23 protein-coding genes and 1 pseudogene are annotated in these 23,704 nt (G+C 64.6%); 10 read left to right on the plus strand and 14 right to left on the minus strand.

What is annotated here, in order from left to right:
• Nucleotides 1-25: 25 nt before the first annotated feature.
• From LU493_RS11360 to miaB, 4 genes are all read right to left on the minus strand, one after another.
• Nucleotides 26-892: an HlyC/CorC family transporter gene (locus tag LU493_RS11360; RefSeq protein WP_275287914.1), complete on the minus strand. Its 867-nt coding sequence runs from the start codon at nt 890-892 to the stop codon at nt 26-28.
• A complete protein-coding gene (ybeY, locus tag LU493_RS11365) occupies nt 889-1,401 on the minus strand; it encodes an rRNA maturation RNase YbeY (RefSeq protein ID WP_275287915.1) in 513 nt (170 codons plus the stop codon). Before ybeY ends, LU493_RS11360 begins: the two co-directional genes overlap by 4 nt.
• On the minus strand, nt 1,398-2,504 hold the full coding sequence (locus LU493_RS11370) for a PhoH family protein (protein WP_428994559.1): 1,107 nt from the start codon (nt 2,502-2,504) through the stop codon (nt 1,398-1,400). Before LU493_RS11370 ends, ybeY begins: the two co-directional genes overlap by 4 nt.
• Nucleotides 2,505-2,691: 187 nt before the next feature.
• Complete coding sequence (gene miaB / locus LU493_RS11375; RefSeq protein WP_275287917.1) at nt 2,692-4,035, minus strand: tRNA (N6-isopentenyl adenosine(37)-C2)-methylthiotransferase MiaB; 1,344 nt, start codon at nt 4,033-4,035, stop codon at nt 2,692-2,694.
• Between the two features lie 553 nt (nt 4,036-4,588).
• Here miaB and LU493_RS11380 point away from each other — a divergent pair.
• Complete coding sequence (locus LU493_RS11380; RefSeq protein WP_275287918.1) at nt 4,589-5,227, plus strand: TIGR04211 family SH3 domain-containing protein; 639 nt, start codon at nt 4,589-4,591, stop codon at nt 5,225-5,227.
• A 12-nt stretch (nt 5,228-5,239) separates the two neighbouring features.
• A complete protein-coding gene (locus tag LU493_RS11385; RefSeq protein ID WP_275287919.1) occupies nt 5,240-5,962 on the plus strand; it encodes a thiopurine S-methyltransferase in 723 nt (240 codons plus the stop codon).
• Here LU493_RS11385 and LU493_RS11390 read toward each other — a convergent pair.
• The 6 genes from LU493_RS11390 to ggt form a co-directional block, all read right to left on the minus strand.
• Nucleotides 5,925-6,515 carry a YajG family lipoprotein gene (locus LU493_RS11390; RefSeq protein WP_275287920.1) on the minus strand — a complete coding sequence of 197 codons (591 nt, stop codon included), beginning with the start codon at nt 6,513-6,515 and terminating at the stop codon, nt 5,925-5,927. The two genes, LU493_RS11385 and LU493_RS11390, sit on opposite strands and share 38 nt — an antisense overlap.
• 91 nt (nt 6,516-6,606) lie before the next feature.
• Nucleotides 6,607-7,725 (minus strand): sulfate/molybdate ABC transporter ATP-binding protein, encoded by a 1,119-nt coding sequence (locus LU493_RS11395; protein ID WP_275287921.1) that lies wholly within the window; start codon nt 7,723-7,725, stop codon nt 6,607-6,609.
• A complete protein-coding gene (gene cysW / locus LU493_RS11400; RefSeq protein WP_275287922.1) occupies nt 7,722-8,549 on the minus strand; it encodes a sulfate ABC transporter permease subunit CysW in 828 nt (275 codons plus the stop codon). Before cysW ends, LU493_RS11395 begins: the two co-directional genes overlap by 4 nt.
• A complete protein-coding gene (gene cysT, locus LU493_RS11405; RefSeq protein WP_275287923.1) occupies nt 8,549-9,412 on the minus strand; it encodes a sulfate ABC transporter permease subunit CysT in 864 nt (287 codons plus the stop codon). Before cysT ends, cysW begins: the two co-directional genes overlap by 1 nt.
• A gap of 41 nt (nt 9,413-9,453) precedes the next feature.
• Nucleotides 9,454-10,476 (minus strand): thiosulfate ABC transporter substrate-binding protein CysP, encoded by a 1,023-nt coding sequence (cysP, locus tag LU493_RS11410; protein ID WP_275287924.1) that lies wholly within the window; start codon nt 10,474-10,476, stop codon nt 9,454-9,456.
• Nucleotides 10,477-10,689: 213 nt separating this feature from the next.
• Entirely contained in the window at nt 10,690-12,420 is a 1,731-nt protein-coding gene (gene ggt / locus LU493_RS11415; RefSeq protein WP_275287925.1) for a gamma-glutamyltransferase, read from the minus strand.
• 144 nt (nt 12,421-12,564) lie between these two features.
• Here ggt and rpe point away from each other — a divergent pair, with 144 nt between their 5' ends.
• The 3 genes from rpe to LU493_RS11430 are packed head-to-tail and all read left to right on the plus strand — an operon-like array spanning nt 12,565 to nt 14,426.
• The gene (rpe, locus tag LU493_RS11420) at nt 12,565-13,263 is read left to right on the plus strand and encodes a ribulose-phosphate 3-epimerase (RefSeq protein ID WP_275287926.1); all 699 of its coding nucleotides are present in this window, start codon (nt 12,565-12,567) and stop codon (nt 13,261-13,263) included.
• Between the two features lie 2 nt (nt 13,264-13,265).
• The gene (locus tag LU493_RS11425) at nt 13,266-13,541 is read left to right on the plus strand and encodes a GIY-YIG nuclease family protein (protein WP_275287927.1); all 276 of its coding nucleotides are present in this window, start codon (nt 13,266-13,268) and stop codon (nt 13,539-13,541) included.
• A 51-nt stretch (nt 13,542-13,592) separates the two neighbouring features.
• Nucleotides 13,593-14,426 (plus strand): mechanosensitive ion channel family protein, encoded by an 834-nt coding sequence (locus LU493_RS11430; RefSeq protein WP_275287928.1) that lies wholly within the window; start codon nt 13,593-13,595, stop codon nt 14,424-14,426.
• A gap of 86 nt (nt 14,427-14,512) precedes the next feature.
• Here LU493_RS11430 and LU493_RS11435 read toward each other — a convergent pair whose 3' ends face one another.
• Complete coding sequence (locus tag LU493_RS11435) at nt 14,513-15,811, minus strand: NAD(P)/FAD-dependent oxidoreductase (protein WP_275287929.1); 1,299 nt, start codon at nt 15,809-15,811, stop codon at nt 14,513-14,515.
• A 103-nt stretch (nt 15,812-15,914) separates the two neighbouring features.
• On the opposite strand from LU493_RS11435, the gene LU493_RS11440 reads away from it, so the two are divergent.
• The 5 genes from LU493_RS11440 to trpC all read left to right on the plus strand — a co-directional run bounded on the left by LU493_RS11440 (nt 15,915) and on the right by trpC (nt 21,042).
• Nucleotides 15,915-16,580, plus strand: a complete 666-nt coding sequence (locus LU493_RS11440; protein ID WP_275287930.1) for a phosphoglycolate phosphatase — start codon at nt 15,915-15,917, stop codon at nt 16,578-16,580.
• A gap of 266 nt (nt 16,581-16,846) precedes the next feature.
• Nucleotides 16,847-18,334, plus strand: a complete 1,488-nt coding sequence (gene trpE, locus LU493_RS11445; protein ID WP_275287939.1) for an anthranilate synthase component I — start codon at nt 16,847-16,849, stop codon at nt 18,332-18,334.
• A 270-nt stretch (nt 18,335-18,604) separates the two neighbouring features.
• Nucleotides 18,605-19,186 carry an anthranilate synthase component II gene (locus tag LU493_RS11450; RefSeq protein WP_275287940.1) on the plus strand — a complete coding sequence of 194 codons (582 nt, stop codon included), beginning with the start codon at nt 18,605-18,607 and terminating at the stop codon, nt 19,184-19,186.
• 19 nt (nt 19,187-19,205) lie between these two features.
• The gene (gene trpD, locus LU493_RS11455; protein WP_275287931.1) at nt 19,206-20,225 is read left to right on the plus strand and encodes an anthranilate phosphoribosyltransferase; all 1,020 of its coding nucleotides are present in this window, start codon (nt 19,206-19,208) and stop codon (nt 20,223-20,225) included.
• A 22-nt stretch (nt 20,226-20,247) separates the two neighbouring features.
• A complete protein-coding gene (trpC, locus tag LU493_RS11460) occupies nt 20,248-21,042 on the plus strand; it encodes an indole-3-glycerol phosphate synthase TrpC (protein ID WP_275287932.1) in 795 nt (264 codons plus the stop codon).
• A gap of 24 nt (nt 21,043-21,066) precedes the next feature.
• Here the strand turns inward: trpC and LU493_RS11465 are convergent, their stop codons facing one another.
• The 3 genes and pseudogenes from LU493_RS11465 to LU493_RS11475 form a co-directional block, all read right to left on the minus strand.
• Complete coding sequence (locus LU493_RS11465) at nt 21,067-22,890, minus strand: cation:proton antiporter (protein ID WP_275287933.1); 1,824 nt, start codon at nt 22,888-22,890, stop codon at nt 21,067-21,069.
• A gap of 105 nt (nt 22,891-22,995) precedes the next feature.
• Nucleotides 22,996-23,196 (minus strand): DUF2905 domain-containing protein, encoded by a 201-nt coding sequence (locus LU493_RS11470; RefSeq protein ID WP_275287934.1) that lies wholly within the window; start codon nt 23,194-23,196, stop codon nt 22,996-22,998.
• A gap of 43 nt (nt 23,197-23,239) precedes the next feature.
• Nucleotides 23,240-23,704, minus strand: a pseudogene (locus LU493_RS11475) (FAD-binding oxidoreductase); the annotation flags it as partial.

Genomic DNA, 23,704 nt, shown 5'->3' on the forward strand with positions numbered 1-23,704 from the left:
GGTCGTCAAATCCGGGGGCGAAGGCTCACTGGTCGTCGTCGGTATCCTGCTCGGCTTCCAGCAGGCGGATGCGACGGTTGTCGGCGTTGAGCACGGTGAAACGCCAGCCGCCGATATCGGTGTGCTCGCCGCGTCCGGGCAGGTGGCCGAAACGCTGCATGACGAGGCCTCCCAGGGTATCGAATTCTTCATCGGAGAGGCGGGTGCCGAAGTGCTCGTTGAAGTCTTCGATGGGGGTCAGGGCGCGGATGGCGTAGCGGCCATCGCCCAGGTCGCGGATATCCGCCTCTTCGTCGGTATCGTGTTCGTCCTCGATGTCACCGACGATTTCCTCGAGGATGTCTTCGATGGTCACGATGCCGGCGGTGCCACCGTACTCGTCCACCACCACGGCCATGTGGTTGTGGGTGTCGCGGAATTCCTTGAGCAGACTGTTGAGCCGCTTGGATTCCGGCACGAACATCGCCGGGCGCAGCACTTCCTCGAGCTGGAAGGCATGGCCGTTATCCTGGCCGTTGCGCAGTAGTGGCAGGAGGTCCTTGACCAGCAGGATACCCTTGACCTCGTCGAGGTTCTCGCCGATGACCGGATAGCGCGAATGACCGGTCTCGAGAATTACCGGCAGGTACTCCTCCAGTGGCTGGTCGAGGTCGATGGCGTTGACCTGGGAGCGCGGGATGAGCACCTCGCGAACCTGCTGGTCGCTGATGTTCAGGGCGCCTTCGATGATCATCATGGCGTCCTGGTCGAGCTTGAGCCGGGTCGCCGCCTGGTTAAGAAACGCCAGAAGCTCAGCGCGGGAGCTGGGTTCGTCGCTGTCGCTGGAAAGGGCGCTGAACAACTTATCGAGCCAGGACTTGCTGCCCTGGCTACTCGATCGGTCTTCGCTCATGCGTCGGCTCTCTCGTCCTCGGTATCGATGTCGCGCGGGGGAGGGCTGGGGGTTACATAGGGATCGGCGATGCCCAGTCCGGCGAGTATGTCTCGTTCGAGGGCTTCCATGACCTCGGCTTCATCGTCCTCGATATGATCGTAACCCAACAGGTGCAGCGTGCCATGCACGACCATGTGGGCATAGTGATCGATCAGGGACTTGTGCTGCTGCTCGGCCTCGGCGACGACGACCGGATGGCAGATCACCAGGTCGCCGAGCAGTGGCACGGGCACCGCCGGCGGACACTCGAAAGGGAAGGAGAGCACATTGGTCGGACGGTCGCGATCGCGATAGTCGCGGTTCAGGGTCCGGCTCTCCTCGGCATCGACGAAACGGATCGTCAGCTCGTGTCGTGTCTCGTCGGAGTGACGAGACAGCACGCCGGCCACCCAGGCTTCGAGGTCCTCCCGTCGCGGCAGGTCCTCGGCCTCCAGGGCGGCTTGGCGATCGATCTCCGGCGAGCTCATGAGTCTCCCGTTGCGCCGTCGTCACGGCGCTCCTGTCGGTGCTGGCGCTGAGCCTCGCGTTCCTGCTCTCGTGCTTCCCGCTTGGCCCTGGCATCGGCCTCCTGCTCGGCCTCGAAGACATCGTAGGCTTCGATGATGCGTTGTACCAGGGGGTGACGCACCACGTCCTTGGCGGCGAAATGGGTCACGCCGATGCCGGGGGTATCCTTGAGCACATCGAGAACCTGGATCAGCCCGGAAGTCTGGCCGCGTGGCAGGTCGACCTGGGTGATATCGCCGGTGATCACGGCCGTGGAGCCGAACCCGATGCGCGTCAGGAACATCTTCATCTGCTCGCGGGTGGTGTTCTGGCTCTCGTCGAGGATGATGAAGGCATTGTTGAGCGTGCGGCCGCGCATGTAGGCCAGCGGTGCGATCTCGATGATCTGCCGCTCGATGAGCTTGGCGACCTGTTCGAAGCCGATCATCTCGTAAAGGGCGTCGTAGAGTGGCCGCAGGTAGGGGTCGATCTTCTGGGCCAGGTCGCCGGGCAAAAAGCCGAGCTTCTCGCCGGCCTCGACGGCGGGCCGGACCAGCAGGATGCGGCGTACTTCCTGCTGGTTGAGCGCTTCCACGGCGGCGGCGACGGCCAGATAGGTCTTGCCGGTACCGGCCGGGCCGATGCCGAAGTTGATGTCATGGGCCCGAATGCTCGAGACGTAGCCCTGCTGGTTGAACCCGCGCGGCTTGATCAGCGCCTTGGGGGTCCGGATCAGGACCTCGTCCTCACCGCTCGGTCTCTCTTCCTCTTCTTCCAGTGCCTCGAGGCCCGATTCCTGAAGGAAGAGGTGAACGGTATCCGGCGTCAGCTCACTGGCTTCGGCCTCTCGATAGAGGTGTTCGACGACATTGGATGCGGCCTTGACCCGAGGTTCCGGTCCGGCCAGTTGAAAGGTGTTGCCGCGATTGCGCAGCGTGATGCCGAGCCGGGCCTCGATCAACTTGAGGTGCTCGTCGCGTTGCCCGCAGAGGTTGGCCAGGCGGCGCGGGTCATTGGGCTCGAGGTTCAGCGTGATGATGCGATTGGCCGGTGTGGATGACTGGCTCAAGACAGGCGGGTCCATGGGTTGATGAGTGATCGCTGCCAGCTTACTGCCACCTTGGGTGCCGGAGCAATGAGCGGGACAGGGGCCATGAGCGGAGGCGCGTCGTCACCGGATGCCATCTCGTGGTCGACATGACGGTGAGAGAGACGCGGGCCCGCGATAAGCGGGCCTGGGTGTCGCTCGTGACCCCCTCGAGGCAAAGGCGTCAGAAGCGCTCCGGAGATGCCAGGTCGCCACGCAGGGAGTTGGGCAGCGCTTCGGTGATCTCCACGTCGACGAAGTAGCCGATCAGCTCGGTGGGGTTGGGAGCGCGGAAGTTGACCACCCGATTGTTTTCGGTGCGCCCCGACAGCTGGCCAGGATCCTTGGGCGAGAAGCCGGTGACCAGAATGCGCTGGGTCGAGCCCACCATGCGCCGACTGATCTGCATGGCCTGCTGATTGATGCGTTCCTGCAGGATGGCCAGGCGTTGCTTCTTGACCGCTTCCGGCGTCTCGTCGGGGAGTGCCGCCGCGGGAGTGCCGGGGCGTGCCGAGTAGACGAAGCTGAAAGAAACATCGAAGCCGATGCGATGGATCAGGTCCATGGTCGACTCGAAATCCGCCTCGGTCTCGCCGGGGAAGCCGATGATGAAGTCCGAGGAGAAGCTGATATCCGGACGCAGCGCACGAATGCGTTCCAGCTTGTCGACATACTCCTCGACGGTATGGCCACGCTTCATGGCGGCCAGGACGTTATCGGAACCGGCCTGCACCGGAAGGTGGAGATGGCTGACCAGTTCCGGAATCTCGCCATAGGCTTCGATCAGGCTGTCCGAGAATTCCACCGGATGCGAGGTGGTGAAGCGGATGCGGTCGATGCCGTCGACGGCGGCCACGCAACTGATCAGTTCGGCCAGGTCGATCTCGTCGCCAAGCTGGTTCTCGCCGCGGTAGGCATTGACGTTCTGCCCCAGCAGATTGATCTCGCGAACGCCCTGGTCGGCGAGGTGGATGACCTCATCCATCACCGCCTCGAAGGGCCGAGAGACTTCCTCGCCTCGGGTATAGGGGACCACGCAGAAGGTGCAGTACTTGGAGCAGCCTTCCATGACCGAGACGAAGGCGGTGGCGCCGTCGGAACTCGGCTTCGGCAGGTGATCGAACTTCTCGATCTCCGGGAAGGTGACATCGACCACCGAGATCTTGTCGTCCTGACGGGCGTCGAGCATGGACGGCACACGGTGCAGGGTCTGGGGGCCGAACACCATGTCCACCTGGGGTGCACGCTTGCGCAAGGCCTCGCCTTCCTGACTGGCCACGCAACCCCCGACGCCGATCACCAGGTCCGGGTTGGCGTCTTTCAGCTTTTTCCAGCGACCGAGCTGGTGGAAGACCTTTTCCTGCGCCTTCTCGCGGATCGAGCAGGTGTTGAGCAGGATGACATCGGCATCATGCTCGTCGTCGGTGAGCTCCAGCTGATGGGATTCGCCGAGCAGATCCGCCATGCGTGCGGAGTCGTACTCGTTCATCTGGCAGCCGTGTGTCTTGATGAAGAGTTTCTTCGCCATAAGAGTCTGGTCGTGGCGTCGAGGCCCGACGGATTGCACCGGTGGATGAGGGTTCGCGGGAGGAGACGTGCTGTCTTCCGAGGCCGCGATTATACGCGCGCTTGACGCCAGGGGCCAGCATCGTGCGCTGCCGGTGGCGCCATGTCTATGGTACCTTTGACGCCTGTGCCGGTTATGGAAACACTGCTTAAATGCCTGCGCATGCAAATCGCGTCGTTACGCGGTGCTCGAAAGCTCGCCTAACCCCTCGTTATGTCTCGCTTTCTGTGCTCCGTGCGCCTCGCGCTTCACGATGCTCGGCGATTTATTCAGTATTTCCTTACGGCGGGGATGCTCGGTTGGTCATGATCTGATCGATACCGCGATCATGCCGACAGCGCGCCGCCTGGCCGGTGGTTTCCAGCGGTTTTCCCGAAACTTGTCCACAGTAACTGTGGATGATCTCTCCTCGGGGAGCGTTGCGCTCATCGCGGGCCGGGTCGGAAGGGAGTCCGACGCCCCCTCATCGCCGTGGGATACCGCACATAGAGCCTTGGACAGCCAGGATGACGGCATGACGATGCAACGAAGCAAGAGAGTGACACTGGGCGTGATACTCGGGGCCCTGGCCCTGCCGGCGCTCGCCCAGCAGGATGATCGTGTAAGCGAGGCCTCGCGCTGGGTCTCCGATGAACTGACCACCTATGTCCGCAGCGGGCCCACCGACGGCTATCGTATCGTCGGCAGCCTGACCGCTGGCGAGCCGGTGGAAGTGCTCGACACCGAGGGCGATTACACTGAAGTGCGCAGCGAGAGTGGCGATGCGGTCTGGGTGCCGAGCGACCAGCTTCAGGACACTCCCAGCGCTCGCGTTCAACTGCCGGAGATGGAATCCCGTGTCGAGGAACTGAGCGACGAACTGTCCGGCATCAATGACACCTGGGAAGGTCGCATCAATGCGCTCAGCGAGACACTCGAGGTGCGTGAGCAACGCATCGCCGAGCTGGAGGGGCGTAATCACGAACTCGCTACCGAGGCCGAGCAGTCCCGTAATACCGTCCGTGATCTGCAGGCTCGCCTGGAAACCCGGGAAGAGGATCTGTTGATGCGCTACTTCATGTACGGAGGTGGTGTGGCGGGCGCCGGTCTGCTGGTCGGGTTGATCGTGCCGCACCTGCCGCGTCGACGTCGCAAGCGCGATCGCTGGTTCTGAGCGAGGGGCGCCATGAACGACGACTGGCGACAGCGTTGGCAGGAAGGGCGCATCGGCTTCCACCGCGAGGCGGTGCATACTGCTCTAGAGCGGTATTGGCCCGGTCTCGGCGTCGGCGAAGGTGCCAAGGTACTGGTGCCCCTGTGCGGCAAGAGCCTGGACATGCGCTGGCTGACGAGTCGAGGCCATCCAGTGCTGGGCATCGAGTTGGCCGAGACCGCCATCGAACAGTTCCTGGCCGAGGGTGAGGGCGAAGTGTCTCGCTATCATCACGACCGTTTCGCCGTCAGCCGCCAGGGGGGTGTGGAATTGTGGTGTGGCGACTTCTTCCACTTCCACATCGATGAGGCGGCGGAGATAGGGGCCTTCTACGACCGGGCGGCCCTGATTGCCCTGCCCGAGGCCAGGCGCCAGCGTTATGCCTTCCACCTGGCCCAGTTGCTTCCGCCCGGCGCCCGAGGGCTGTTGATCAGCCTGACTCGGGCGCCAGGAGATTCGGGCGGGCCGCCCTTTGAGGTGACGGCCGACGAGGTGCATGAACGTTTCGCGCCCAATTTCGAGGTGACCCACCTGGAAGATGGCGACCCCGAGCCCGGGAGCGGCTTTCGGGAGAGCGTCTGGCAGTTGGTCCGGCGCGGCCCCGGGCGTTCTGGACGTGAGGCACAAGAACGTCACGAACGATGCTGCGGGGACCCCCTCAACGTGCCAGGAAGCGCCCCAGCTCGGGATCCCTGAAGGCGCGGTTCAGTCCGTCCGAGAGTAGCTCGGATACCATCTCGTTGTTTTTCTCGATATCCGGGCGCATGGCATAGCCCTGGGTGCGCCTTGAGGTATAGGTCCCGGTATAGGTCGCGCCATCGTTCTCGGCCTTGGCGACCAGCACGGATTCGAGGCGCGCCTCGTCGATCAGCGGGCGACTCTCTCCGCGGCCGTAGGCCAGGCGCTGGAGGATCAGCGTCAGGCCGGGACGCCCCTGGGCGGCTTGCGTGGTCGGCTTGAAGCCCATGTCGCGCAGGGCACGCTCGGCCTCCGCCTGCAGTTTCGGCATCAAGGGTCCGGCTTCCACCGTGATCACAGAGGTCGACATGGCATTGCCGCTGCGGGTGCCGATCTGTGGACTGTCCCGGCCATCCATGACATTGACGGTGACCGCCTGGCCCTGACCGATGCCGGGAACCTTGGCGGTGCGCTCGGGAGACGGCTGCAGGTACTGCGGTGACGAACAGCCGGCGAGCCAGCCGACCGTCAGTACCAGGGCCGTGAGGCACAGAAATGGTCGACGCTGCATGGTGATTCCTCCCTGACATCTGGCATGGCGACAAGGCTTCGAGTATAGCCTTGTCGCCACAATGCATGCATGTTGCGTTGTCGGTGTGCTCTCAGGTGGCGAGGGAGGCGGTCGTATCGCGTGTCGTCGTGGCGGTGCTCTTTGCCTGGTCCTTGAAACGGTGCCAGTGACGAGGCAGGGCGAACAGTCGCTGACCACGGGCGAGCGCGAGGCGCTCGAAATCGGCATGGCGCACGGTGGCAAGCCAGGGGCCGGGCAGCCAGTCGGCGGCCAGTTCCACGCGGACCTCGGCGCCGACCGGCGAGATGGCGGTCACGGTCACCGGCAGGTGGGCCGATTCGCGGGGTGCGGTATCCAGGGCGACCTCGTGAGGGCGCAGCAGCAGATCCTCCGGCCCGTCGGGCAGGTCGACTTCGAAGCGGGCGTCGCCGCAGGTGAGCACGCCGCCGCGTACTTCGCCCTCGAGATGGTTCACATCGCCCAGGAACTCGAACACGAAGCGATTGGCCGGGGCGCGATACAATGCCTCCGGCGTGTCGATCTGCTCGATGCGGCCATCGCTCATCACCACGACGCGATCGGAGAGCTCCAGTGCCTCTTCCTGATCGTGGGTGACGAAGACGCTGGTGAAATTCAACTCGTCGTGCAGATGGCGCAGCCAGCGGCGCAGCTCCTGGCGGACCTTGGCGTCCAGGGCCCCGAAGGGCTCGTCGAGCAGCAGGACATCGGGACGCAGGGCCAGGGAGCGCGCCAGGGAGACCCGTTGCTGCTGGCCGCCGGACAGCTGCGCCGGGTAACGGCCCGCCAGTTGCTCGAGCTGGACCATTTCCAGCAGGCGATGCACCCGGGCGCGGATCTCGCCGCTGGAGGGGCGCTGGCGACGCGGCATCACCGTCAGGCCGAAGGCCACGTTGTCGTAGACCGTCATGTGTCGAAACAGCGCATAGTGCTGGAAGACGAAGCCGATGCGCCGGTCGCGCACATGCAGTTGGGTGACATCGCGCTCGCCGAACAGGATGCGGCCGGCGGGCTGCCGGTCGGGGGCCTCGAGCCCGGCGATGATGCGCAGCAGGGTGGTCTTGCCGGAGCCGGACGGGCCGAGAAGACCGATCAGCTCGCCCTGATGGATGTCGAGGTCTAGGGGCGCCAGGGCCTGGTGGCGTCCTCCACGGCCATAGTGCTTGGCGATGTTTTCCAGATGGATGCTCATGCGGAAGCCTCCCGGCGCGTGGCGCGCCACTCCAGGCCGGCCTTGGCGGCCAGCGTGAACAGGGCGATGAGAGCCAGCAGGGCGGCGCTGGCGAAGGCGCCCACGGTGTTGTAGTCCTGATACAGCAGCTCGACGTGCAGCGGCAGGGTGTTGGTCTCGCCGCGAATCGCCCCGGATACCACGGAGACGGCGCCGAATTCCCCCACTGCCCGGGCATTGGTCAGGATCACCCCGTAGAGCAGCGCCCAGCGGATGTTCGGCAGGGTGACCCGGCGGAACAGCGTGAAGCCCGAGGCGCCCAGGGTGACGGCCGCTTCTTCCTCCCGCGAGCCCTGGGCCTGCATCAGCGGAATCAGTTCCCGGGCCACGAAGGGGCAGGTGACGAAGATGGTGACCATCAGGATGCCCGGCCAGGCGAACATCAACTGGATGTCATGGGCGTCGAGCCAGCCGCCGAGCCAGCCATTGCGGCCGTACAGCAGCAGATAGACCAGGCCTGCCACCACCGGCGAGATGGCGAAGGGAATATCGATCAGTGTCTGCAGCAGGCGTCGTCCCGGGAAGCGAAAGCGCGTCACCAGCCAGGCGAGCATGATCCCGAACACCAGATTCACCGGAATGGTCAAGGCGGTGATGAAAAGCGTCAGACCGATGGCGGACAGAGTGTAAGTGTCGCTGATATTGCGCCAGAACCCGCCGAGGCCCTCGGCGAAGGCCTGAGCGAAGATCGCCACCAGCGGCAGCAGCAGGAAGAGCGCGGCCAGGGCCACGGCGGTGCCGATGAGCACCCGGCGCAGGACGGGCGCATCCCCGATTCGTTGCATCAGGCGCTTCCTCCATGCAGACGGCGAATGAAGCGGCCCTGCCACAGGTTGATGGCCAGCAGCAGGATCAACGAGGTGGCGAGCACCACCGAGGCGATGGCCGAGGCGCCGACATAATCGTATTCCTGCAGCTTGACGAAGATCATCAGCGAGGTGATCTCGGTCTCGTAGGGCATATTGCCGGCGATGAAGATCACCGCGCCGAATTCACCGAGCGAGCGAACGAACGCCAGGCCCGTACCGGTGACCAGTGCCGGCCAGAGGTGGGGCAGTATCACGCGGCGAAAGGCCACGCCATCCCGGGCGCCCAGCGCCATGGCGGCCTCGTCGATTTCCCCCGGCAGATCCTCGAGGATCGGCTGCACGGTGCGTACCACGAAGGGAATGCTGGTGAAGGCCATGGCGAGCGCGATGCCCACCCAGGTATAGGCGACCTCGAGCCCCAGCGGTGCCAGCGCCTTGCCCATCCAGCCGCTGCTGGAGTAGAGCGTGGCCAGGGTGATGCCGGCCACTGCCGTGGGCAGGGCGAAGGGAAGGTCCATCAAGGCATCGAGCAGGCGCTTGCCCGGGAAATCGTAGCGCACCAGCACCCAGGCCAGCAGCAACCCGAAGACGGCGTTGATGACCGCCGCCACTGCCGCCGCGCCAAGTGTGGTCAGGTAGCTGGCCACGACCCGCCCCTCGCTGATGATGGCCCAGTACTCGGCCAGCGACAGGCCGGCCAACTGGCCGACCAGGCCGGTCAGCGGCAACAGCAGGACCAGTGAAACGAAGGTCAGGCTGATGCCCAGGGACAGGCCGAAGCCCGGCAGTACGCGCTGCCGAGCCCGGGGCATGGACAAGGGGAAAGCCGCTGCTTTCATGAGGGTGTCTCGTTGATCATGTCATTCAAGCCGAGCGTTTCTCAGCGGCGCTGCAACTGGTCGAGCATCCCGCCACTCTCGAAGTGAGTCTCCATGGCCTGGTCCCAGCCGCCGAAGACGTCCTGGACCTCGAACAGTTCGGTCTCGGGGAACTGGTCGGCGAATTCCTCGACCACGGCCTCGTCGTGAACGCGATAGTTGAAGCCGGCGAGCATGCGCTGGGCTTCTTCGGTGTAGAGGTAGTCCAGATAGTCTCGAGCCAGCTCGGCGTTGCCGTTGTCCTCGGCGTTCTCGCCGACGACCGCCACCGGGAATTCGGCGAGGATGCTGACCGGCGGCACGATCACCTCGTACTCGTCGTTGCCGTACTCCTGGCGGATGTTGTTGACCTCGGACTCGAAGCTGATCAGCACATCGCCGATGCCGCGCTCGATGAAGCTGGTGGTGGCGCCGCGACCGCCGGTGTCGAACACTTTGACGTTGCCGAGGAAGGTGCGCATGAAGTCCTTGATCTGCTCCTCGTCGCCGTCGAAGGCGCGATCGGCGGCCCCCCAGGCGGCCAGGTAGGTGTAGCGGCCGTTACCCGAGGTCTTGGGGTTCGGGAAGACCAGCTCCACGTCCTCGTCAACCAGGTCGTCCCAGCTCTCGATGCCCTGGGGGTTGCCCTTGCGCACCAGGAAAGCGGTGGTGGAGTAGTAGGGCGAGGCATTGTTGGGCAGCGTCTGCTGCCAGTCCTCGGCCACCAGGCCGGCATCGGCGAGTACTTGCACATCGGTGACCTGGTTGTAGGTCACCACATCGGCGCCGAGCCCCTGGAGAATGGCTCGAGCCTGCGCCGACGAGCCGCCGTGGGACTGTTTGATGGTCAGGGTGTCGTCGTGGCTCGCTTCCCAGTGTTCCTTGAAGGCCGGATTGATGGCGGCGAACAGCTCCCGGGCGATGTCATAGGAAGAGTTGAGCAGCCCTCGTTCGGCGGCCATGGCCGGGGGGACGAGACCGATGCCCAGGCCGGCGGCGACGATGGAGGCGGTGAGGGTACGACGTACAAAGGGCAGCGGCGACATGACGACTCCTCGAATCTTCGATGGATTTTCTTAGATTGCTAAGGTAATAATCGCCATATGGAATTACAAGGGTTTTATTTATTCTTTTTTAATCTAAAAATATCGAGGAGGGGAACGTAGGTCACGAGCTACGAGCTACGAGTCACGAGCCACGAGAGGCGAAGGGCCGGGATGGTGCCATGTCCCCGGTGGGCCCGGGGACATGGCAGGGCGTCAAAGCCCGATGGCGGATGAAGTCGAACGGCGGGGGTCGGCGCCGCCGAAGAAGCGGCCGTCATCGATCACGATCGACTGGGCGGCGCCCATGGCGGATTGCTGGCTGATGGTGTGCCCCTTGCCTTCGAGCAGCTCGAGGGTATCCGGGCTGATGCCGGCCTCGATGCGGATCTCGTCGGGTAGCCACTGGTGGTGGATGCGCGGGGCGCTGACCGCTGACTGGATATTCATGTCGTGGTCGATGACATTCATCAGCACCTGCAGGGTGGTGGTGATGATGCGCGAACCGCCCGGACTGCCGGTGATCAGGAAGTTCTTGCCGTCGCGCTTGACGATGGTCGGTGTCATCGACGAGAGCATGCGCTTGCCGGGCTCGATCTTGTTGGCTTCACCGCCGATCAGGCCATAGGCGTTGGGCACGCCGGGCTTGGCGGAAAAGTCGTCCATCTCGTTGTTGAGCAGGAAGCCGGCGCCTTCCACGGCGATGCCGGAGCCGTAGCTGAAGTTGATGGTGTAGGTGTTGGAAACCGCCAGGCCATCATCATCGGCGATGGAGAAGTGCGTGGTCTCGTTGGACTCGTAGGGCAACGGCTTGCCGGGCGCGATATCGTCGCTCGGCGTGGCGCTTGCCATATCGATCTGCTCGCGCAGCTCGTCGGCATAGGCCTTGGAGGTGATGCCCTCGAGCGGGACATCGACGAAGTCGGTGTCACCCAGATACTCCGAACGGTCGGCATAGGCACGTTTCATTGCCTCGGCCATCACGTGGATGGTATCGGCGGAATTGAAGCCCATCTCCGGGATCGGGTAGTCCTCGAGGATGTTGAGCATCTGCACGATGTGCGCGCCACCCGAGGAGGGCGGGCTCATGGCGTAGATGTCATGTCCCCGGTAAGTCCCGTGGCTGGGCTCGCGGATTTCCGGCTGGTAGCCGGCCAGGTCTTCCCGGGTGATCAGGCCGTCGTGGCGCTGCATCTCGTCGGCGATCAACTCGGCGGTCTCGCCCTCGTAGAATTCCCGGGCGCCCTGTTCGGCGATGCGCTTGAGTGTCGCTGCCAGGTCCGGTTGACGGAAGGTGTCGCCGGCTTCATAGGCGCTGCCATCCTCCTTGAAGAACATCTTGCGGCTCGATTCCCACTTCTCCAGGCGCTCGCGCGTGTCGTTGACCCCGGCAACGAAGCGTGGCGGTACCTCGAAGCCTTCCTCGGCGAGACGGATTGCCGGTGCCAGGGCATCGGCCAGGCTCATGGTGCCGTATTCCTCGAGGGCCAGGGCCAGGCCGGCCACGGTACCGGGTACCCCGGCGGCGCGATGGGTGAAGCGCGACCACTCGGAGACGGCATTGCCGTCCTCGTCCTGGAACATGGTCTCGGTCGCGGCGGCCGGTGCGGTCTCGCGATAGTCGATGGCGATGACCTCGTCGCTGTTCTCGTCGGAAATCAGCATGAAACCGCCACCGCCGATGTTGCCGGAGCGGGGTTGGGTGACGGCCAGGGCGAAGCCGGCGGTGACCGCGGCATCCACGGCGTTGCCGCCTTCTGCCAGGACATCGCGTGCCACCCGTGAAGCGAGGAAGTGGCTGGTCGCGACCATGCCGTCGGTCCCTTCTTCGGGGTGGAAACGCTCGCCTTCGAGGATCGCCGGCTGAGCCAGGGCGAGCGGGGCGGCCAATAGGGAGCCGGCCAGCAGGCCAGCGTTGAGTGGGGACAGTAACCAGCGCGGGATCATGACGTCTCCTTGTCGTCGCATCGTCGTGAGTGACAGCAATTAACTATCGGTGGCGCATGACGATCCTGCAAGTCACGAGACGGCGTCGCCGATCCTGCTAGAATGGCCGCCATCGTGATACTCGATCTTCTTCCAGGGAGCCCCATGACTGCAACGACATCCGATTACCTGATCGCCCCCTCGATCCTCTCCGCCGATTTCGCCCGGCTCGGCGAAGAAGTCAACGATGTGCTCGCCTCGGGGGCGGATATCGTGCACTTCGACGTGATGGACAATCATTACGTCCCCAACCTGACCATCGGCCCCATGGTCTGCGAGGCACTGCGACGCCATGGCGTGACCGCGCCGATCGACGCGCACCTCATGGTCAAGCCGGTGGATCGTCTGATCGGCGACTTCATCGACGCCGGTGCCAGTTATGTCACCTTCCACCCCGAAGCCTCCGAGCATATCGACCGCTCGCTGCAGTTGATCCGCGATGGCGGCTGCAAGTCCGGGCTGGTCTTCAATCCGGCGACCCCGCTGACCTTCCTGGACCATGTGATGGACAAGGTCGACATGGTCCTGCTGATGAGCGTCAATCCCGGTTTCGGCGGCCAGTCGTTCCTGCCGGGTACGCTCGACAAGCTGCGTGAGGCGCGTCGTCGCATCGATGCCTCGGGGCGTGACATTCGTCTGGAGATCGACGGTGGCGTCAAGCTCGATAACATCGCCGAGATTGCCCGGGCCGGGGCCGATACCTTCGTCGCCGGATCGGCGATCTTCAAGGCGCGCAACCTCGACGACCCGCACCGTTACGATGGCGTGATCGACGCCTTCCGCGGGGCGCTCGCCGAGGCGTGAACATGGCGGAGACGGCCACTCGGCAGTGGCACCTCTATATGATCGAGACGGCCAATGGTGCGCTCTACACCGGCATCACCACGGACGTCGAGCGACGTCTGGCCGAGCACCGCGCGGGACGGGGCGCCAAGGCTCTGCGTGGCAAGGGGCCCTTGCATCTGGTATATCACCAGGCGGTGGGCGATCGCCGCGAGGCGCTGCGGCTCGAGGCGGGCGTCAAGCGGTTGTCGGCACAGGGCAAGCGGCGCTGGATGGCGGAACGTCGTGCCGATGCCTGAGGCGCCGCCGCCCGCGGGAACGATTCTTTTCATCGAGGCAAAGGAGGCGATATGGAATTCGAGAAAGCCGTGGAGTTCCTGCAGGTACAGGGAACGAGTTTCGTGATCAACCTGGTGGCGGCCATCGCCATCTTCGTGATCGGCCGCTGGCTGGCCAAGCTGTTGCATCGGTTGGTGACCAAGGCCATGAAGCGGGCCGGGACCGATCCGCTGGTCATCACCTTCGCGGGCAACATTCTCTATGCATTGCTGATGTTTGCGGTCGTGCTGGCGGCAATCGGCCAGCTTGGCATTCAGACCACGTCGCTGATCGCGGTGATCGGTGCCGCCGGCCTGGCGGTGGGCCTGGCATTGCAGGGTTCGCTGGCCAATTTTGCCGCTGGCGTGATGGTGGTGCTGTTTCGGCCCTACCGAGTGGGTGACTATATCGAAGGGGGCGGCGTCGCCGGTACCGTCGAGGAAGTGCAGATCTTCAACACCGAGCTCAGCACGCCCGACAACCGTCGAGTGATCGTGCCCAACGGCCAGATGCTGTCGGATGCCATCACCAACTACTCATCGCATTCGACACGGCGCGTGGATCTGGTCGTCGGCGTTGGCTACGGCGACGACATCGACACCGTACGTCGTGTCCTGGAGGGCGTGGTGGCCGATGACGCCCGGGTCCTGAGCGATCCGGCACCGAATATTCGCATCGGCTCGCTGGGGGATTCCAGCGTCAACTGGATCGTGCGCCCTTGGGTCAATGCCGCCGACTACTGGGACGTCTACTGGGAGATGACCGAGGAGATCAAGCGACGCTTCGATCGCGAGGGCATCAACATTCCCTTTCCCCAGCGCGACGTGCATGTCTATCACCATGGGGGGAAGAACGAGACCGACTGAGGCAGCCTTTTCAAACTCTCGATGCTCCGACAAGGGCCGCCGGGATATCCGGCGGCCCTTGTCGTGTGCAAGCCGATCGTCGCGGCTCAGTGGAGTTTCATGCGTGGCTTCAAGAAACGGTTGAGGCCATCCACCACGACCATCAGGCCGGTCTTCAGGGTGCCGTGAATGGCGCGCTGGTGCATGCGGTACAGCGAGGCGTAGAAGAATTTCGCCAGATGGCCCTCGATGAACAGGCTGCGTGCCGAGGCGCCGCGCATCAGGCTGCCGACGGCGTCGAAATGAGCCAGCGAGATCAGCGAACCTCGGTCGCGGAACACGAAGGACTTGAGCGGCTTGCCGTCGAGTCGAGCGCGCAGATTCTTGTACAGCAGGTTGGCCTGCTGGTGGGCGGCCTGGGCTCGCGGTGGTACCTGGGAACCATCCTCCTGAGGGCAACTGGCACAGTCGCCAAAGGCGAAGATGTGCGGGTCGTCGACGCTCTGCAGCGTCGGTTCGACCTTGATGCGATGGTTGCGTTCGGTGGCCAGTCCCAGCTCTGACAGGAAGGCGGGGGCCTTGATGCCGGCGGCCCATACGCTCAGGTCCGTCTCGATGCGCTGATCGTCGGCGGTGATGATGGCCGAGGGTTCGACTCGGGTCACGCGAGTCGAGACATGCACTTGCACGCCCAGTCGTTCGAGTTCGGCGTGTACCGCCTGGCTGATACGGTCGGGCAGGGCGGGCAGGATACCCGGCGCGGCCTCGATCAGGTGGACCTCGAGGTGCTCGCTCTCCAGAGGGGTGAAGCCGTAACTGTGCAGCATCTGAGAGGCATCGTAGAGCTCGGCGGCGAGTTCCACTCCGGTGGCGCCGGCACCGACGATGCCGACCACCATGCGGGTCTGGTTGTCCTGCTGCGGAGCGTTGTAGCGCAGGAACACATTGAGCATGTCCTTGCGGAATGTCTCGGCCTGGTGAGGGCTGTCGAGGAAATGGCAGTGATCGCCGACGCCCGGTGTGCCGAAGTCGTTGCTGACGCTGCCCACCGACATGACCAGCTCGTCGTAGGACAGGGTGCGCGATGGCAGCACTTCCTGGCCGTCATCATCGAAGATCGGCGCCAGGGTGAGGGTGCGTGACTCCCGGTCCAGGCCGTCCAGGGTGCCGAGTTGAAAGCGGTAACCGTTGGCACGGGCATGGCCCTGGTAGGAAATCTCGTCCAGCCCGGAGTCCAGGGCGCCGGTGGCCACCTCGTGCAGCAGGGGTTTCCAGACGTGCGTGGCATTGCGGTCCACCAGCACGATCTCGGCACGTCCGCGCCGGCCCAGGCGTCGCCCCAGGCGGGTCACCAGCTCCAGGCCACCGGCGCCACCGCCGACGACCACGATTCTTGGTATGCTCATCTCGATAAGCTCCTGAGAAAATGGGAGTACCAGCATAAGCGCCCGGGCGGGTCCTGCCCATGCCCCATCCGGGATATGGTCAACAGAAAATGGAGAAACGTGTATGCATCCACTGCTCGAGGGTACGCGACTGGTGGCCTTCGATCTCGACGGCACCCTGGTGGATTCCGTGCCCGATCTGGCGGCGGCGGTGGATGACGCCTTGCGCGATCTGGACATGCCCGTCGCAGGAGAGGCGAGCGTCAGGGACTGGGTCGGCAATGGCTCGATGGTGCTGATAGAGCGCGCCTTGCGCGATGCCCTGGGACAGGATGCCGATGCCGAGCGTTGTCGGGAGGCCCATGAGCGCTTCCTGGTGCACTACGCGCAGCGGCCCTGCCGATCGACCCGGCTCTACCCCGGCGTTCGAGAGGCGCTGGAGGCGTTGCGCGGTGCCGGGATGGTCCAGGTGCTGGTGACCAACAAGCCCGAAGCCTTCATCGCACCGATTCTCGCGCATTTCGAGCTGACCGGGTATTTCGCGCTATGCCTGGGTGGCGATAGCCTGCCGCGGCGCAAGCCCGATCCGTTGCCGCTGACCCATGCCGCCGAGTGGTTCTCGGTGCTTCCGTCGAATTGCTTGATGATCGGCGACTCCCGGCATGATATCGCCGCGGGTCGAGCGGCGGGCTTCCGCACCCTGGCGGTTCCCTATGGCTACAACCACGGCGAACCGGTGGCCGCGAGCGGCCCGGATGGCGTGGTTGAATCGCTGAAAGAACTCGTTTAGGGTGAATTTGGCCCCTGTTTCGCGCCTGTGGGCCACTCATGACCCATGATGCCCGGGAATTTCCGGATTGACCTGCCCGTATGGACACCCGCATGACGCTGGATGCCTTTGCCTGCCGTAATGTCGCCGCTCCCTTCAAGCCCCGAGCCCTGGGGACAGGCTGGCGATGGTGACGCTCGCACCCTGAGCACAGCATCGCTGTCGCTCGATTCGTCACGCTTTTTTCCACCGCGAGTCTTTCTCCATCGTGAGGCACAGGGCAGATGATGACCCCCGAACGTTTTCAGCAGCTGGCCGACGCCGGCTATAACCGTATCCCCGTTACCCGCGAGGTCCTGGCCGACCTCGATACGCCGCTTTCCACCTATCTCAAGCTCGCCGATGCGCCCTGGACCTTCCTGCTGGAGTCCGTCCAGGGCGGCGAGAAGTGGGGACGCTATTCGATCATCGGCCTGCCGTGCCGCGAGCGCATCGAGGTGCGCGGGTTCAGCGTCGAACATATCGTCGATGGCCGTGGTGCCGGCGCCGTCGAGGTCGAGGACCCGCTGGCCTGGATCGAGGACTTCCAGTCGCGCTTCAAGGTGCCGCAGCTGGACGATACGCCGCGCTTCGACGGCGGTCTGGTGGGGTACTTCGGCTACGACACCATCCGCTACATCGAACCTCGGCTGCGTGGCGTGGAGAAGCCCGATCCGCTAGGTGTGCCGGATATCCTGCTGATGGTCTGTGACGACTTGGTGGTCTTCGACAATCTTGCTGGTCGCCTGACGCTGTGGACCCATGCCGACCCTGCCGAGCCGACGGCTCATGCGCAGGCGGTCGCACGGCTCGAAGCACTGGAGGAGAAGCTGCGTGGCGTGGTGCTGGAGGGGCGTAGCCCCGGCACCGGCCGTCATGATGTCTCGGAGGACGACTTCCACGCCAGCTTCAGCGAGGCGGGCTACAAGGCGGCGGTGGAGCGCATCAAGGAGTATGTGAAAGCCGGCGACGTGATGCAGTGCGTGCCGTCGCAGCGCATGTCCATTCCCTATCAGGCGCCGCCCCTGGATCTCTACCGTGCCCTGCGCAGTCTCAACCCGTCGCCCTACATGTTCTTCCTCAACCTCGGTGACCATCATGTGGTCGGCTCGTCGCCGGAGATCCTGACGCGGCTCGAGGAGGGCGAAGTCACGGTGCGGCCCATCGCCGGTACACGCCACCGGGGCGCCACCGAGGAGGAAGATCGTGCTCTGGAGGCCGACCTGCTGGGAGATCCCAAGGAAATCGCCGAGCACGTCATGTTGATCGATCTTGGTCGCAACGATGTGGGCCGCATCTGCGAGCCGGGGTCGGTGACGGTCACCGACAACATGGCCGTCGAGCGTTATTCCCATGTCATGCACATCGTCTCCCAGGTCACCGGCCGTCTCAGGTCGGGCATGACGGCGATGGACGCCTTGCGCGCCACCTTTCCGGCGGGGACCCTGTCCGGGGCCTCCAAGGTACGTGCCATGGAAATCATCGACGAACTGGAGCCGGTCAAGCGCGGTATCTATTCCGGTGCGGTGGGGTATCTCTCCTGGCACGGCAACATGGATACCGCCATCGCCATCCGTACCGCGGTGATCAAGGACGGCGAACTGCACGTCCAGGCGGGTGGCGGCATCGTCGCCGACTCCGATCCCGACGATGAATGGCAGGAAACCATCAACAAGCGCCGTGCGTTGTTCCGCGCCGTGGCCATGGCCGAGCGTGGCCTGGACAACCTCTCATGAGTGCCTTGCGATGCGCCTTGACAGCATCGCGGCACCGCCACACTATAGCGAGCATGATGAATTCCACGATGACCTCCGCGAAAAAGCAGTGGCGCCTCGACGACTGAAGGGGCGGCTTTCGTGTGTCTGAATATCAGTGCCGCCCGCGAGGCGGCATTTTTGTATCTGCCGGCTCGCGGAGGGGATGATTCGGGCATGGTGAGCAGGCGTGTGAACAAGAAGCCATGGGGGCTGCGTGATCCCTATTGATATCAGGAGTTGATGCCCGACATGATCGTGATGATCGATAACTACGACAGTTTCACCTTCAACATCGTCCAGTACCTTGGCGAGCTGGGGGCGGAAGTGGTCACCCATCGCAACGATGCGATCAGCGTGGCGGAGATCGAGGCGCTGTCGCCCAGCCATCTGGTGATCTCGCCCGGTCCCTGCACGCCCAACGAGGCCGGGATCTCCATGGAGGCCGTGCGTCACTTCGCCGGCCGGTTGCCGATCCTCGGCATCTGCCTGGGGCATCAGGCCATCGGACAGGTCTACGGCGGGGAGGTGCAACGCGCGCCCCAGGTCATGCACGGCAAGACATCGCGCATTCGCCACGATGGCCATGGCGTGTTCGCCGGCCTTGAGGATCCCCTCGAGGTCACTCGTTACCACTCCCTGGTGGTGGCGCGTGACGGTCTGCCGGATTGCCTCGAGGTGACCGCCTGGACCGATGACGACGATGTCACGCCGGGGCTGATCATGGGGCTGCGCCACCGTGAGCTGGATATCGAAGGCGTACAGTTCCACCCCGAATCGATCCTGACCCGCCAGGGCCATGAGCTGCTGACCAACTTTCTCGAGCGCCACTGAGACCAAGGAGACGACTGCCATGCAGATGCGAGACGCCATCGGTGCGGTGATGCGCCGGGAGGATCTGAGCTACGACACGACCCACCGGGTGATGATGGCCATCATGACCGGCGAGGCCTCCGAGGCCCAGGTTGCCGCCTTCCTGATGGGGATGGCGATGAAGGGAGAGTCCGCCGAGGAGATCAGTGCCGCCGCCCAGGTGATGCGCGAGCTGATGAAGCCGGTGACGCTGAACGCCGAGAACGTGGTGGACATCGTCGGTACCGGGGGCGATGGTGCCAACCTGTTCAATGTCTCCACGGCTTCCAGCTTCGTGGCCGCCGCCGCCGGTGCCCATGTCGCCAAGCATGGCAACCGGGGCGTTTCCTCGTCCTCGGGCAGTGCCGACCTGTTCTCCGTGGCAGGCATCGGGCTGGATCTTTCCCCCGAGCAGGTGGGACGCTGCATCGAAGAGGTCGGTGTCGGCTTCATGTTCGCGCCCAACCACCATCCGGCCATGCGTCATGCCGTCGGGCCACGCCGCGAGATGGGGGTGCGCACCCTGTTCAATATCCTGGGGCCGCTGACCAATCCGGCCGGAGCGCCCAATCAACTGCTGGGGGTGTATTCGTCCGCCCTGGTGCCCTTGATGGCGGATGTCATGCGGCGCCTGGGCAGTGAACACGTGCTGGTGGTATGGGCCGAGGATGGACTCGACGAGATATCGCTCGCCGCCCCGACCCGGGTGGCCGAGCTCAGGGGTGGCGAGATCAGGGAGTACACCATCTCGCCCGAAGACTTCGGTATCGAGCGCCAGTCGCTGGAGGTGCTCAAGGTCCAGACGGCCGAGGACAGCCTGCGTCTGGTCGAACAGTCTCTGGTGGGCGATGGTCCGGCGGCGGACATCGTCGCGTTGAATGCCGGCGCGGCGCTCTATGCCGCCGAGGTGTCCGATACCCTCAAGGAAGGCGTCGCCATGGCCCAGGACGCCCAGGCCTCGAAGCTGCCGCTCGAGAAACTCAAGGAACTGGCCAACTTCACGCGCGTCTTCGCCCAGTAGGGCCACTGTCCAGGAGCATGATATGACCACACCTACTATCCTGACGCGCATTCTGGCCCGCAAGGACGAGGAAGTGGCCGAGCGTCGCCGGGCGGTGACCGAGGCAGAGCTGTTGTCCCTGGCGCGCGAGATGAGTGCGCCGCGCGGCTTCATCGCCGCCCTTGAGGCGCGCATGCGTGACGGCGATCCGGCGGTGATCGCCGAGATCAAGAAGGCCTCCCCCTCGCGGGGCGTGATCCGCGAGGACTTCCGCCCCGACGAGATCGCCGAGCGCTACGCGGCGGGAGGCGCCGCCTGCCTGTCGGTGCTCACCGACGCCGATTTCTTCCAGGGCCACGAGGACGATCTCATCTCGGCCCGCGAGGCCTGTTCGCTGCCGGTGATCCGCAAGGACTTCATCACCCATGGCTACCAGGTCAGCGAGGCCCGTGCCATCGGCGCCGACTGTATCCTGCTGATCGTCGCCGCCCTGGACGATGCCCGTCTGGCCGACCTGCATCGTCAGGCCACCGAACTCGGCATGGACGTGCTGGTCGAGGTGCATGACGCCCACGAGCTGGAGCGGGCCCTGGCCCTCGACCTGTCCCTGGTGGGCATCAACAATCGTGACCTGCATACCTTCGAGACGCGGCTGGAGACGACCCTGAGCCTGCTCGGGCGTATCCCGGCAGGCGTCACGGTCGTCACCGAATCGGGCATTCACACTCGGGACGATGTCCTGCGCATGCGCGAGCACGATGTCCACGGCTTTCTGGTCGGCGAGGCCTTCATGCGTGAGGATGACCCCGGCGAGGCGCTGCGCCGGTTGTTCTTCTGAACCCGGTGGACTCCCCGGCTCGACTCAGGACATCAAGGACGTGTCGAGTCGAGCCGGGGAGTCGGCGAAGATCAGGCTGACCAGGGTGTCGCCGCGCTTGGGAGCCAGCCCGCTCTCGGCGGTAGCCAGGCGCACCCGGCCGGTCTGGCTGATGGACAGCAGCGGCAGCCAGCGTCCGGCATGCTGGCGTCGTTGCTTATCCAGACGGCTCTTTTCACCGAAACGCATGCACTGCACTTCACCCCCCTCGGCCACCAGCCGCGAGAGTCGGGCAAAGGTCACGTCGCGGCCAAACAGCAGCGGCAGGTGGCTCAGCGCCTGGCCATGAGGGCGATTGGCGCTACGCCCTTCATCCACGGCCAAACGGAACACTCGCTCGCGTCCCAGCAGGTGCTCGAAGTGCAGCGCCGCCAGGTCGTTGAGCTCGCGATAGGGCGAAAGGGGCAGCAGGTAGCCGATATTGCTGAGTTCCAGGTGCTGGGCGGCATGCTCCGATAACGGGTCGCCATAGTAGGTGGTCAGGCCCAGTGCCTTGGCCTCCTGGATGGCATCCCAGTTGCTGTCGGTGAGCACGACACTGACGCCTGCCACGCGCAACTGCTGGCCGATCTGTCGTGCCACCGGATTGGCGCCGATGATCAGCACGCCGTCCGGCGAAGGACGGCGCACGCCCAGCCAGCTTGCCAAGGGGCGGGACAGCAGGCTCTGGCCGACCACCGTGCTGATGATCACCAGGAAGGTCACGGGCACCAGCATCTCCGCGCCGGGCATGCCGATCTCCTCCAGTCGCAGGGAGAACAGCGAGGCGGTAGCGGCGGCAACGATGCCGCGCGGCGAGATGAAGGCCAGCAGGGCCTTCTCGCGGATGTCCAGCCGACTGCCCAGGGTGCAGACCCAGACCATCAAGGGGCGCGCCACGCCGATCAGGACGAACAGGAAGGCCCAGGCCGGCCAGCCGAGCAGGGCCAGCTGGTCCACGGTGAGCCTCGCGGCCAGCAGGATGAACAGCCCCGAGATCAGCAGCACCGAGAGCGTTTCCTTGAACTCGATGATCGGGCGGGTCGGCACGCCACGCATATTGGCCAGCCAGGCGCCCATGACCGTGACCGTCAGCAGTCCGGACTCGTGAAACAGCAGGTTGGAGATCGAGAACAGCGTCAGCATCATCATCAGGGTGCCGAAGCTGTGCAGCTGGCGCGGCAGCCAATGGCGACGCAGTATCAATCCCCAGAGATAGCCGCCGCCGACCCCCAGGCCGAAGCCGATCAAGGCCGTCTTGCCGAAGAGCACCAGGGTGTGAGTGGCGGCCCCCGTCGCCCCCGAGCCCAGGGCAACGTACTCATAGACCAGAACGGCGCCGATGGCCCCCACCGGATCGATCAGGATGCCTTCCCAGCGCAGTATCTGGGTCAGATGCTGGCGGGCGCCCAGGGTCTGCAGCAAGGGCAGGATCACGGTCGGGCCGGTGACGACCAGCAAGGCGCCCAGCACGCTGGCCATCTCCCATGACAGCGACAGCAACAGGTGGGCGGCGATGGTGCCGATCACGGCGGTGATCAAGGCGCCCCAGGTGACCAGTCGCCGTACCGTGCGGCCATGACCGCCCAGCTCACGGAAATCCAGCGTCAGGCTGCCCTCGAAGAGGATGACGGCCACCGCCAGCGAGACCAGCGGAAACAGCAGGTCGCCGAACATGGCGTCGGGATCGAGTAGCCCCGTGACGGGGCCGGCAGCGATGCCGGCGACCAACAACATCAGAATGGCCGGCAGCTTCAACTGCCAGGCAAGCCATTGGCAGATCAGCGCCAGCAGGCCGATCATCGCCAGGTCGAAGCCGGCATGCTCCATGAGAGTCGCACTCCATCGGTTCGAGGTTCATCGAAGGGGCGCGCAGCCTAGCGTCGACGACTCGTACATGCAATCCATTGGCGCGATGAAGTGACTCGATGTCGATCAACGATGGAACAGCCAGAGCACCAGGGAAAGGAGGAGGCTGATCAACAGCATGGTGGTGATCGGGAGGTACAGGGTCAGGTTGTCACGCCGAATCACAATGTCGCCCGGCAAGTGCCCCAGCGGCAGCTTGCCGAGCCAGGGCCAGAAGACTCCGGCGATGACCAGCAGTAACCCGATGATGATCAGTGTCCGGGACATCTTCCCTTTCCCTCCTCACGTCTCGCACCTCACATTTTACGCCTCATGCCTCACTACTGGCTTGTCTCAACGCCGCCAGCAGTCCCTGCAGGGGATGCGGCAGGACGGCGTCGGAGAGCCGCCTGGCCTGGCTGCGGCAGGAATAACCGGTAGCCAGCAGCCGGCCGGCGTTGGTGGTGTCCTCCACCCGCGGCTGCCAGGACTGGGCGTAGATGGTCTTCGAGGTATCGAGGTTGCGCGCCTCATGGCCATAGGTGCCGGACATGCCGCAGCAGCCCGTGGCGATCACTTCGAGTTCGAGCCCGAAAGCCGCGAACACCCGCTGCCACTGTGACGGCGCGCCGGGCACGCTGGTCTTCTCGGTACAGTGGGCGAGCAGCCGGTAGCCGGGGTCGTCGAGGCGAGGCCTGTCGGCGGCCAACCGGGGCGCGCGCTCGGCCAGCCACTCACTCAGCAGGCGGACCTCGGGCACGGCGTCGGCGCCCAGCGCCTTCACGTACTCCTGTCG

This window comes from Halomonas elongata (assembly GCF_029081005.1).
Taxonomy (GTDB): Bacteria; Pseudomonadota; Gammaproteobacteria; order Pseudomonadales; family Halomonadaceae; genus Halomonas; species Halomonas elongata_B.